Annotated in this window: 9 protein-coding genes; 2 read left to right on the forward strand and 7 right to left on the reverse strand. The window is 40.5% G+C overall.

What is annotated here, in order from left to right:
* Positions 1-128: 128 nt before the first annotated feature.
* From ACEQ81_RS09315 to ACEQ81_RS09335, 5 genes are all read right to left on the reverse strand, one after another.
* Entirely contained in the window at positions 129-2,975 is a 2,847-nt protein-coding gene (locus tag ACEQ81_RS09315) for a metalloprotease (RefSeq protein WP_411030610.1), read from the reverse strand.
* Positions 2,976-2,982: 7 nt separating this feature from the next.
* Positions 2,983-3,669 (reverse strand): TIGR00730 family Rossman fold protein, encoded by a 687-nt coding sequence (locus tag ACEQ81_RS09320; RefSeq protein ID WP_411030611.1) that lies wholly within the window; start codon positions 3,667-3,669, stop codon positions 2,983-2,985.
* Between the two features lie 77 nt (positions 3,670-3,746).
* Positions 3,747-6,584 carry an excinuclease ABC subunit UvrA gene (gene uvrA, locus ACEQ81_RS09325; RefSeq protein WP_411030612.1) on the reverse strand — a complete coding sequence of 946 codons (2,838 nt, stop codon included), beginning with the start codon at positions 6,582-6,584 and terminating at the stop codon, positions 3,747-3,749.
* Between the two features lie 68 nt (positions 6,585-6,652).
* On the reverse strand, positions 6,653-7,423 hold the full coding sequence (locus tag ACEQ81_RS09330; RefSeq protein ID WP_411030613.1) for a TIGR03915 family putative DNA repair protein: 771 nt from the start codon (positions 7,421-7,423) through the stop codon (positions 6,653-6,655).
* A 2-nt stretch (positions 7,424-7,425) separates the two neighbouring features.
* Positions 7,426-7,716: a hypothetical protein gene (locus ACEQ81_RS09335; RefSeq protein WP_411030614.1), complete on the reverse strand. Its 291-nt coding sequence runs from the start codon at positions 7,714-7,716 to the stop codon at positions 7,426-7,428.
* A 48-nt stretch (positions 7,717-7,764) separates the two neighbouring features.
* Here ACEQ81_RS09335 and ACEQ81_RS09340 point away from each other — a divergent pair, with 48 nt between their 5' ends.
* Positions 7,765-8,532 carry an XRE family transcriptional regulator gene (locus tag ACEQ81_RS09340; RefSeq protein ID WP_411030615.1) on the forward strand — a complete coding sequence of 256 codons (768 nt, stop codon included), beginning with the start codon at positions 7,765-7,767 and terminating at the stop codon, positions 8,530-8,532.
* A gap of 26 nt (positions 8,533-8,558) precedes the next feature.
* Here ACEQ81_RS09340 and ggt read toward each other — a convergent pair whose 3' ends face one another.
* On the reverse strand, positions 8,559-10,244 hold the full coding sequence (gene ggt / locus ACEQ81_RS09345; RefSeq protein WP_411030616.1) for a gamma-glutamyltransferase: 1,686 nt from the start codon (positions 10,242-10,244) through the stop codon (positions 8,559-8,561).
* Complete coding sequence (locus ACEQ81_RS09350; RefSeq protein WP_411030617.1) at positions 10,226-10,825, reverse strand: ACP phosphodiesterase; 600 nt, start codon at positions 10,823-10,825, stop codon at positions 10,226-10,228. Before ACEQ81_RS09350 ends, ggt begins: the two co-directional genes overlap by 19 nt.
* A gap of 97 nt (positions 10,826-10,922) precedes the next feature.
* Between ACEQ81_RS09350 and glmM the strand changes: the two genes are divergently transcribed.
* Positions 10,923-12,311, forward strand: coding sequence for a phosphoglucosamine mutase (glmM, locus tag ACEQ81_RS09355; RefSeq protein ID WP_411030618.1), 1,389 nt, complete (start codon positions 10,923-10,925; stop codon positions 12,309-12,311).
* Positions 12,312-12,313: the final 2 nt, after the last annotated feature.

The following is a 12,313-nucleotide window of genomic DNA, read 5'->3' on the forward strand; positions in this document are numbered from 1 at the left end:
ATAGAATGATTTTTGCAATCAATCGGAGGTATAAAATCCTAACAATTCATTAAAAATAATCCATTTTAATAGAGGATTGTTAAAGATAACACAAATTAAGGTCTAAATATTACGAATATTTCAATATACTAAAACCATTTTCTGGTAAACAGCCGAATCAAGGTTTTGGGGCTTAGGGTTACCACAAACCGGATTTTCTCTTCGTAATTGTTTTGCGAGATTTCCCAACCATTATTGGAATGTACAGGGAAGTAGAGCTCAAAATAATCGGTTACCAAATTTAATCGCACCCCAGAATCATAAACAAAACGCTGCCGCTGCCCTTTGTTTTTCATAAAACCTACATCGCCATAAAGTTCTATCCAGCGCCAGACATTGAAACTGGCATTTGTGGTAAACATCCAGTCGTCGGCGAAAGGGTTTTGCAACTGTGATTTAAACCCACCTTCGGCAATAATGATTTGCTGACTGTAAATTCCCGAATCTTCCGATCTGCCCAAATAATTATAATCAAACAAATAATCCGTAGGACGGTCCAAGGCAAAACTAAAAAAATCGGAGTCGGACTTGTTCCTTAAAAATTTGCCGGCAAAAAATCGTAGATTAAACTGTCTATTGTTATCAAAAAGTTTCCGATACTCCCAATTAAAGGCCAGTTTGGTGAAATTGTTAGAATGTTGGGCATCCACAAACCAAGAGGAAAAGTTTATGATATTGTTGTTAATATTGGTATACCGGGCGTTAAAGACGCTGTAATCGGGATCTGTTTCCAAGTCATCCAAACTTTCATCGATGGTCCTAAAAACATTTACATGCCTAAAGGAAAGGAACTCGCGTTTGTTGGAGATTCTATTTTCGGGTCGCCATCCAAAACTAATGGATGGAGTAATTGTACTGTAGCGCGAATTGGTCTGAAAGTGAAAGGTAGAAGCACGAAGCGCGTAATTAGAAACAAACAGTCCAGTTTTGTTATGATATTTTTGATAGCTAAACTTACCAAAACCTACCAAAGATTTTTCATTGAAGGAGTAGGTTGGGGAGAAATCGAATATGAAAGGGCGCTGCAATAAAGACTTGTTGGTAAACCGGAGACCTGGGGTTACACCATCGTACACATTGAAATTAACTACCGGGACATAAAACACCTGATTGTAATAGGGGTCTTCCGCATCCTTAAAAAACTGGAATTTCAATTTTTTGTTACTGGAGAAAAAACCGTTTAGGGTTTTCCAGTTGTCCCTCTGGTTAAACTCTGGTATTTTTTGATCGTAATTCAATACCAACCTGTCTGCTCCGTCCCTTGATATGGTAAACGATTTCTCGTCCGCCACATCGGAGAACCAATATTTTGATACTACGGAATCCTTTTTTAAGCCAAATAACGATATGGGCACGTTGGTTCCCTGTTTGTTTTTTATGGTAAAGGTTATAGAATCTTCGTACTTTATTATTTTTCGAATTTTAAAATCGATCTGATCACTTGTTGAAACGTATTCATCAAAGAACCATTCCACGTCCTTGTCCGTAGACGCTTCCAAAATGGTCTGAAGATTACTAGGCTTCACAGGTTTTAATTTAAAATCATTGTAAAACGTCTTAATGCTATTGTCCACATTTTCCTTACCTATATAATCTGCCAAATAAGCAAGCCCTAGACCGGCTTTGTAACTGTTTGCTATCTTTTGATTGAATTTAATGAGAGAATCATTACGGGTAGTTAGCGACTGATCTGCATTTCGCCTGGCTGAAATCATATAAAGCAAGGGATATTGCTCATTAAAATCCATTTTTGCCAAATGAAATCCGCGCACTCCCCAAAGATTGGACAGTTTTCCAAGTAGCTTTTGTTTTGGATAGTAAGTATCTACATAACTGATCATTAGGTAGTTGAGCAAAGCATCCTTTACCCATTGTTCTTTTCTTGGGTTTAAGTACATGGTTTCCTTTAGAAAGCTATTTAGGGCTGTCTTAAGAAATTTCATTTCGAACTGAAATTGTTCTTCATAGGGTCTTATAAAGGATGGGAGCTGGTTTATACCGTAAAGCGGGCTTTTATTGTAATCAATAGTGCTCACCAGAAGGTCGCCATGCGGATATTCCCCTAAGTTGTTATGGATAAACTTGGACACTCTTTCGATAGATATTCCTTTTGATATCTCATCGTACCTGGCACTTTCAATATCCGTAATCACGGACAGGTATTTTGTAACGTGCTTTGTAAACTTTTCTATTGGGGTCAATATTACCTCACAACTTTTTTGCTGCTTGGCTCTTAATCTTATTTGTTGTCCTCCCGGAAATTGGGTATTGTTCTGCTTTTTAAAATTGGAGCTTAAAAGGAGCTTTGGTGGGTATATCAAATATATATCCGTATCGGTAGGGTCTGTATAAAGATCCTCTAAATTGGTATTGGAATACAAAAGCCATTCCTTATCGTATACGACCGGGGTTAGATACCAATCTTTGAGATAAAAAGTATTTCCCCTTCCATAGCCATAGGGGGTAAACTTGTTTGGAGGCAGTTTTACGTCATAGGTAATAAACATCTGGGTAGAGGCACCTGGGGCCAACGGTTGTTTCAGGTTAAATTTTATGATATCTTTCCCAGCAGTACGTTCCCAGTAAAGACCCTGATAATTGGCATCTACAACACTAATGATGGTTGTGGAACCTCGTTCCTTATCTTTTGCCAGGTGCAGACTTTTATTAAATTCTTCGCCAAACCGCTTGGCCAATGCCGTGTTCTTATCAGAATAGGCATGTGCCCAATCATTAAAATAGAGTACATTAAGGGTATCTGGGGAGGTATTTACATAGGTGAATTTTTGCCGAACATTTATCACCCTAGTTTCTTCCTTTAAAGTAGCCCTAATCTCATTGGTATGTTGGGCATAGGTTTTTTGTTGGCCAAAAAGAACCAGCATAAAACCAATAAGGGCCACAATACGTTTTGCGCTGTTATGTTTTTGGGGCATTTTCAAATTAAAAGTTAGGACTAAGGATATTTCCTTTGTAAAAGGCGTCGATTATTTCTACAACTTCCGCGCCCGTGTCCACTATTTTTATAAGATCCATATCGGTAGGACTTACATTACCTGCCTTTAGCATCGTGCTTTTTATCCAATCAATAAGTCCTTTCCAAAAATCGGACCCTACCAATATAATCGGAAATTTTCCTATTTTATTGGTTTGTATTAGTGTAATTGCTTCAAAAAGCTCGTCCAATGTTCCAAAACCGCCCGGCATTACAACAAATCCTTGCGAATACTTTACAAACATCACTTTTCTTACAAAGAAGTAATCAAAATCGAGACTTTTATCGTTGTCGATATAGGGGTTGTCATGCTGTTCAAACGGTAGTTCTATGTTAAGGCCTACCGAAGTACCTCCGGCCAAGTGTGCCCCTTTATTACCTGCTTCCATTATTCCTGGCCCACCTCCTGTGATTATACCATATCCAGCTTCGGAAACGCTTTTTGCTATATCCATGGCTAAAGTATAGTACTTATCGTTTTCTTTAGTACGGGCAGAACCAAAGATGGAAACGCAAGGTCCTATGGCGCTCATTTTTTCAAAACCTGTCACAAATTCGCCCATAATCTTAAAAATGGCCCACGAATCGTTGGTCTTAATCTCGTTCCAACCTTTGGGGTGTTGTTCTTTTCTCATTTCTTTACGAATTCAATGTTGAGACCTCCCTGCTATCCATTAAATGTAATTATGGGCCAGGGGTTGCGTCTTTTAAATCAATTAAGTTTTAATTCTCTTTCCAAAAATCTGGCGGTATAACTTTTTTTGTCCTTGGCCACTTGCTCCGGTGTTCCCTCTGCAACTATCATGCCGCCCGCACGTCCGCCTTCGTATCCTATATCGATAATATGATCTACCATTTTAATTACGTCCATATTATGTTCTATAACGAGTACGGTATTTCCTTTGTCCGCCAATTTATTCAAAACTTCCATTAAAACACGGATATCTTCAAAATGTAGTCCTGTTGTTGGCTCGTCCAAGATATAAAAAGTATTGCCGGTATCGCGTTTCGATAGTTCTGTAGCCAGTTTTATTCGTTGGGCTTCACCACCGGATAGAGTAGTGGATTGCTGCCCCAAGGAAATATAACCCAGTCCCACATCTTGTATTGTCTTTAGCTTGCGGTGTATTTTTGGGATTTTTTCAAAAAAATCGACAGCCTCGTTAATGGTCATTTCCAAAACATCCGAAATAGATTGCCCTTTATATCTAATTTCCAAGGTTTCCCTATTGAAACGCTTTCCATTGCATGTTTCGCATTCTACATAAACGTCTGGCAAAAAATTCATTTCAATAACCTTCAATCCGCCTCCTTGGCAGGTTTCGCACCTTCCACCGGTAACATTGAAACTAAACCTACCGGGTTTATAACCGCGTATGGCAGCTTCGGGTGTTTTGGCAAACAAAGAACGAATCTCCCCAAATACGCCAGTATATGTTGCGGGGTTAGACCTTGGGGTTCTCCCTATGGGAGATTGATTGATGTCAATTACCTTGTCTATATGTTCTAGGCCTTTGATGCTTTTATAGGGCATGGGTTTTTTAACACCGTTAAAATAATATGCATTAAGAATAGGGTAAAGGGTCTCGTTTATAAGGGTAGATTTGCCACTTCCCGATACCCCTGTTACGCCTATCATTTTACCCAAAGGAAATTTAACACTTACATTTTTTAAATTGTTTCCCGTGCAGTTGGTGAGGGCAATGCTTTTTCCTGTCCCTTTTCTTCTGGTTTTGGGTACGGATATTTCTTTGACCCCTGTAATATAATCGGCTGTAAGCGTGTGGTGCTTTTTAAGATCCACGGGCTTTCCCTGAGAAATAATCTCTCCTCCATGCCTGCCAGCTTTTGGCCCTATATCTATGACATGATCGGCATGTTCTATCATATCTCTATCGTGTTCAACTACGATAACCGAGTTGCCTATATCCCTAAGGGATTTTAGGGAATGGATTAAGCGCTCATTGTCTCTTTGGTGCAGTCCAATACTAGGTTCGTCCAATATATAAAGTACGCCCACAAGTTGGGAACCTATTTGGGTTGCCAAACGAATGCGCTGCGCTTCGCCGCCAGATAAGGATTTGGAACTTCTGTTCAGGGACAAATAGTCTAACCCCACGTCCAATAGAAAACGGATTCGGGTCTTTATTTCTTTGATGATTTCCTCCGCTATTATTTGCTGACTCCCATCTAGTTTATTATCGAGACCATTGAAAAAGTCTGCCAATTCCGCAATGTCCATGCTAGAAAGTTCAGCGATATTCTTTTCGTCGAATTTAAAATAAAGCGATTCTTTTCTTAATCGGGAACCTCCACAGCTAGGGCAGGTAATTTTATCCATATATTCCTTGGCCCATCTTTTTATGGATGTGGAGTCCGACTGTTCGAACTGACTTTTTATAAAATTGGAAATACCTTCATAATCAATTTTATAGGCCCTGCGTACCCCCAAAGTTTTGGAGTCAACCTCAAACTGTTCTACGCCCCCGTGTAGTATAATGTTCAAAGCATCTGAAGGGATGTTGGCAATAGGGTCGGTAAGCTCAAAATTATACCGTTGGGCAATAGTTTCTATCTGTTTAAAGGCCCAAGACTTTTTGTATTCGCCCAAGGGTGCAATTCCACCGGCCTTAATGGATAGTTTTTGATTAGGCAATATCTTCTTTTCATTAACCTCATGTACATGCCCTAAACCATTACAGTTTTTACACATTCCTTTTGGGGAGTTAAAGGAAAAGGTATTGGGTTCGGGTTTAGGATAGGATATTCCGGTGGTAGGGCACATTAAGTCCCTACTAAAATAACGGGGTTCTTCCTGTCCTTCTTCCAGTACCATTAAAACGTTATCACCTCCATACATTGCCGTGTTTATAGATTCTGCCAAACGCTTGTCTAAATCTTCGGTATCGTTTATAAGCAGACGATCAATAACGGTTTCTATGTCGTGGGTCTTATATCGATCTACCTTCATGCCCTTGGTAATGTCCTTTATTTCTCCATCGACACGTACTTTTACAAAACCTTGTTTGGCAATTTGCTCGAAAAGCTCCCTGTAATGCCCCTTTCTAGATTTAATGATCGGAGCCAGAATATTTACTTTTTTACCGGAATATGCGGATTTAATCAAATCTTTAATCTGCTCGTCACTATAGCTTACCATTTTTTTTCCGGTATTGTAACTATAGGCGTCTGCGGCCCTAGCGAATAACAGTCGTAAAAAGTCGTAAATTTCGGTTATGGTGCCTACCGTGGAGCGAGGTGATTTTGATGTGGTTTTTTGTTCTATTGCAATAACGGGTGAAAGGCCATCGATTTTATCTACATCCGGACGTTCCAATCCCCCTAAAAATTGCCTGGCGTAAGCAGAAAAGGTCTCAATATATCGTCGTTGTCCTTCCGCATAAATAGTGTCGAATGCGAGCGAGGATTTACCACTGCCCGAAAGCCCGGTAATAACTACCAGTTTTTCCCTTGGAATGGTGACATCAATGTTTTTAAGGTTATGGACCCTAGCACCTTTTACTTCAATGTTTTCCTCGTAGTTTATCATTTTTCACGGCAAAACCGCAAAGGTACGATTTTGAGGTCTAAAAACGAAGTAGCCTTAGTCCCGATTTATTAAACCGCGGCTTTTTGATTAAAATAGCCCCATCGTTTTGCAGGAGCCTCCGATTCTTGTAGTTTTCTACTTAAGGCGGACATTATTGGGGTGGTTTTAAAATAGCTGTTCCAAAGATTATCGGAACTATGGTTTAGACTGTCCGTCCCCATATTTTTTAAACTACTTTTTGTGGCCATGTTATGTGGGTGAAGCGATATCATTTCTATTGTGCGTAGGTTATAATAAAGCCCGTACTTTCTTCTAACGTCATAAATAACCCAAGGCTGCCCCTTCATGTTGGATTTAAAGTATTTACTAATCAGTGGTAGAATATTAAAATCCGGACTCAGTGCAACAAATTGGATACCATCGGGTGTGGGGTGAAAACGTATACTTGCTTCGGTTCTGCCTTTTTCGCGACCTACCAATTTGGTGAGGTAATCTATTTTATTGGTATTCTCTTCCCAATTATGCAGTTGGACGGGCTTGTTTGAAAACATGTTTTTTATATAGCGAAAGAGTAGGAGTTCAATCCCTCTGGTCTCACTTAGAAATGAAAAATAAATACTCTTAATGGCCACATTGCTCTTCATACTTATACCATTCCACACTCGTTTTGCTTTATCGATGTCCGTAAAAATTGTTTCGGTATCGGCAAAGAGCCCCCGTTGGGTTTCGGAGTTTTTTTGAATGCCAACAACATTTAAGTTATTGTCGAAGGCCGTAAAAACCGCGGTTAGAAAACCGTTGAAGCTTCCGTCATAGATTAAGTTCTTTGGATCGTTCATAATTAAATAAATAAACTAAGTTGTACTCCATTTTTTCTGTCCCTATCGGTCACTACAAATTCTTTGACAGTGCTTTGGCCTAGTCGTTTTCTGTTAAACTTTCTTTTGATCTTGGGATCAATGGTGTATAAATCCTCCATCCCGGCATGGGCCCAATCGTTTAATTTGCTGTTTAAGTGATCGATTATCATAACATGAATTTGTAATAATTCCAAAATTATGGAAATAATCCCAATTATGGAAATAATCCAAGATTTTTTTTGGAAATACTCCAAATTGACTATATTTGACATCAACAGTATGGATATTTTCCATATTACATCATTTAATATTTAGACAGTATGCAAGATGAAACGGACATAGTTGCAAAGAGATTTACGGAGATACGCAGGGAGTTGGGGCATACCCAGTCCGATTTTGCCAAGTTGTTGGGTATTTCCACTACAACCGCAGATATAGAACGCGGACGTACCAAACTTTCTGGCAAAGTAGTGGCGGAACTGTTGAAACAGTTTAAAATAAACCCGCTTTGGCTCTTTGGCGATAGTAGTCAACAATACGTAAATACCACCAATACCAGTGTAATTCCGAAAGTGGTAACCGTGGATACCTCCGAAAATGAAAATATGGTACTTGTGAATGCCAAGGCCGCTGCCGGTTACCCTCAAAATATACAAGATACAAGTTGGTATCAGCAATTACCCGCTTTTGACTTACCCTTGCCAGAGTTTAGGAATGCCACCTATAGAGGTTTCCAGGTAGAAGGCGACAGTATGTTGCCCAACCTAAAACCAGGGGAGTGGGTCTTGGCAAAAGCTGTGGAAGATATTGATGATATAAGTACCAATAAAATGTATGTGGTTGTGCTACAGGATGCCGTTTTGGTAAAGAAGCTAGAGAAGTCGCCCAATACCGCCAACATAGCATTGATCTCTTTGAACGAAACGTATCCTCCCTATGAGATCGAACGGCATGCTATCCAAGAACTATGGCAGGTAAGTAGCAAAATTACCTTTGGAGTAGATGCAACTACGGAGAAGGGACTGCTTAAACAGTTGCAGGAATCCATGGAAGAATTAAAAAGTCAGTTTAAACAGGTAAAGAACTAGATAGACGGTTCTTTATAGGATTAATGTTAATAACCAACGGCGGTATCATCACCACGTTTGTCTGCCCCACCTTCTAATTTACCATCCGGTAATACCCTGATTGCGTCTACCTTACCCATAATTGGTGTTCGTTTTTCATTAATTATATATCCTTTGGCTACCAGATTGGCCTTAAGGGCATCATCAAAACCATCGGGTTCAAAAGTTATGTGGTCTGGTAGCCACTGATGATGAAATCTTGGGGCATTAACGGCTTCTTGCATGCTCATGTTAAACTCATAAGTGTTTAAAATGGTTTGGGCCACAGCAGTAATAATGGTAGACCCTCCTGGGGTCCCTACCACCATTGAAAGTTGTCCGTCTTTTTCTACAATTGTGGGGGTCATACTACTCAACATCCTTTTTTGTGGAGCTATACTATTGGCTTCAGCACCCACAAGGCCAAACATATTTGGCTCTCCGGGTTTGGCACTAAAATCGTCCATCTCATTATTGAGAAAAAACCCAAGTTCATCGCAGTATAGTTTAGAACCATAGGCTCCGTTTAAGGTAGTGGTAGCGGAAATGGCATTACCCTCTGCATCCACAATGGAGTAGTGGGTCGTTTCCGCACTTTCTACAATTTGGATACTGCCTTCCTTTATTTCGGAGGATTTTGTGGCTTTCTCAAAAGAGAAGCCCGTCATTCTCTCTTCCAAGTAGCCTTTGCTAAGCAAAACATCTAAAGGGATATCTACAAAATCGGGGTCGCCCAAATAATAATTTCGATCTGCATAGGCCCGCCTTGCCGCTTCGGTAAACAGCTGCACGGTCTTGGCCGAATTGTGCCCAAAATCGGAAACGTCATAGGGTTCCATCATTTTAAAGATTTGGTGCATGGTTACACCACCGCTGCTGGGTGGGCTCATGGATACAATTCTTAGGTCCCTATAATCAAAAACGATGGGTTGTCTCCAAACGGCTTGATAACCGGCCAGATCCTCCACCGTTACATAGCCTCCCTTTTCTTGTATGAACGCCGCCAAGGTTTCGGCAGTTTCGCCTTTGTAGAAGCCATCTTTACCTTTTTCAACAATTTTCCTTAAGGTAGTTGCCAGGGCCGGATATTTTATGGTATCGCCAGCTACGAAATCTTTTGCAAATAGCGTACTGTCTCCACTTACACCTACAATAAGCTCTCGGTATTTAGCTAACCGGTCTGCTTGCTTTTTTGTAACCACAACACCTCTTTCTGCCAGTTGTATTACCGGTTCAAATATTTCAGCTATGGACAGGGAACCAAATTTTTCGTGTACTTCAAAGACCCCCGCCACGGCTCCAGGAACACCTACTGAAGTTGCTCCCAACGTACTTTTACCAGGTATTACATTACCCAAAGAATCTAGGTACATATCCTTATGGGCGGCTAAAGGAGCTTTCTCCCTATAGTCTAACCCACCGATATCACCGTTATTTTGCCTATAGACCATAAACCCGCCCCCGCCTAAATTACCGGCAAAGGGATAAGCCACTGCCAAGGCCATTTCGGTGGCCACCATGGCATCGAAGGCATTGCCTCCCTTTTCTAGAATCTCAACACCAATTTTGGATGCTTCCTCTCTTGCCGAGACTACCATAGCCTTTTCGGTTACTAATCCGGTGGGGGCTGCCGGTTGTTTTTTACAATCGACAAATAGTAATAAAAAAGCAAGTACTACGGTAATTTTTCGCATAGAGTAATATATTTTTGTTTGGAAAAGATAATCAATTCATCAAAAAAAGAGGAGAACTCGTCTTCAAACTTATCATAGTGCTCTTCTAGGTCCAATATGGCAAAATTCATTTTGGATTTGTTCTTGGTCCTTCGGTTCATTCCGTTTAACACTCTAGAGATTCCTTCCATTTTAGAATAGTTGTATATCCAATTGTCGGCTATCATATAGGGCATCATACGCTTAATGTTATCCGGCAAAATGGTATAGTTGTCTTCCAGGAGATCATAAAATCGGTCTACAAAATCTAGCAAAGGCACTTCGGAATAGGTACTCCAGTTTTTGGCCAAAAAATGGTCATAAAATATATCAACGATTACACCGCTATAATGGCTATAATTTTTATGGAGCCTTTTGGTGCTTTTTCTAACTGTGGCATGCGCGTCGGTAAAGGTGTCTATTTCCCGATGTAGTAAAATTCCGGTCTGAACTTTCGGGGGCAGGTGTGTGTATTTATTTCCTCGAATACTATCCGCGATGAAATTACCCAGGGTAACTTCATCATCTCCAAAAGATAGATAGATATGCGCCAGAAAGTTCATAGAATCCTTAGTTGTATTATGAGGATCGAATTTACAAATATGCGGTAGAAGATAATGTGTATACGTGTATATTTGCAAAAACTTTTTAGAATAGCGCATGACACTTATCAAATCAATATCAGGTATACGTGGAACAATAGGGGGGCAGCCCGGTGATAACCTAACACCCATTGATGCTGTAAAATTTGCCGCGGCCTATGGCACATGGCTTAAAAACTATATGGCAAAGGAAGATCTTACCGTTGTAATCGGCAGGGATGCGCGACTCTCAGGAGAAATGATACAGAACCTGGTTGTGTCTACCTTAGTTGGTCTTGGTATAGATGTTATAGATTTAGGTCTTTCTACCACCCCCACGGTAGAAATTGCCGTACCCATGGAAAAGGCAGATGGCGGTATTATCCTTACGGCCAGCCATAACCCAAAGCAATGGAATGCCCTAAAGCTACTTAATAATAAGGGAGAGTTTCTAGATGCCTCCCAAGGAGCGGTAATTTTGGAACTTGCCGAAAAAGAATCGTTTAGTTTTTGCGAGGTAGATAATCTGGGTAGTATAACTCGGAACGATTCGTATATAGATATCCATATCCGAGAGGTACTAAATCTTTCCCTGGTAGATGCAGATACTATAAAAGCTGCCCAGTTTAAGGTGGTGGTAGATGGTGTTAACTCTACCGGCGGTATTGCCATCCCCAAATTACTGAAGGCTCTTGGGGTAGAAGTGGTGGAATTATATTGTGATCCTACCGGACATTTTCCTCACAACCCAGAACCTCTTAAGGAACATCTAACGGATATTTGCGACCTGGTAGTAAAGGAAAACGCAGATTTTGGAATCGTGGTAGATCCAGATGTGGATCGTTTGGCATTTATTTCCAATGATGGAGAAATGTTTGGGGAAGAATATACCTTGGTAGCTTGTGCGGATTACGTGTTAGGTAAAACGAAAGGTAACACAGTTTCCAATCTTTCCTCATCCAGGGCTTTACGCGATATTACGCAAAAACATGGAGGGTCTTATGAGGCAGCTGCGGTAGGCGAGGTTAACGTGGTAATAAAAATGAAGGAAAACAATGCCATTATCGGCGGAGAGGGTAATGGCGGTATTATTTATCCCGAAAGTCACTACGGTAGGGATTCCTTGGTAGGTACCGCTCTTTTCTTAATGTTGATGGCGGAGCGTGGAGGAACGGTACGCGAACTTAGGGATAGCTATCCTGCTTATTTTATGAGCAAAAAGAAAATTCAACTTACTCCCGGACTAGATGTAGACGCCATTTTAACCCAAATGGAAGAAAAATATAAGGAAGAGGAAGTAAGCACCGTGGATGGGGTAAAAATAGATTTTCCCGATAACTGGGTGCATCTTAGAAAATCCAATACGGAACCTATCATTAGAATATATACCGAAGCTCCAAGTCAGGCAGAAGCCGATGCCCTGGCAGATAGGATAATCAAAGAAATAAAAGAGGTAGCCGGATTGTAGTT

This window comes from Spongiimicrobium sp. 3-5 (assembly GCF_046557915.1).
In the GTDB taxonomy this organism is placed as follows: domain Bacteria; phylum Bacteroidota; class Bacteroidia; order Flavobacteriales; family Flavobacteriaceae; genus JBHEBG01.